This is a genomic window from Cupriavidus sp. SIMBA_020 (assembly GCF_046535395.1).
Classification (GTDB): Bacteria; Pseudomonadota; Gammaproteobacteria; order Burkholderiales; family Burkholderiaceae; genus Cupriavidus; species Cupriavidus campinensis.
The window spans coordinates 1-272 of record NZ_JAWRWU010000565.1 but is presented as its reverse complement, the minus strand read 5'-3'; the positions used below and the strand labels follow the sequence as shown (position 1 = coordinate 272).

The window sequence follows — 272 nt, the reverse complement described above, 5'->3', positions numbered from 1 at the left end:
CCGCGCCGTATCGGCTGTCGCCCGACGTACGCGCATTCGGTGTCGTGTTCCTGAGCAGCGCGCGCGGGCCGAGTTGTCCCGATGCGAATGCGAGCGAAGAACTGACGCTGTGGGTTCGAGAAGGCAATCGCATTCGTCCCGTGTTCGGCACCAATCTGTACGGCTGGGTCAGTGTCGAGGGCGACGCCTGCGGTCCAGGCACCGGCGACGCGCGCAGCGAAGATGCGAACATGACGATCGCCGTCGAGAAAACATCGAGCCATGGCTTCGCC

1 pseudogene is annotated in these 272 nt (G+C 64.7%); it reads left to right on the top strand.

Going from position 1 to position 272, the window contains the following annotated elements:
• Nucleotides 1-272, top strand: a pseudogene (locus SB751_RS30540) (multidrug ABC transporter ATPase); the annotation flags it as partial.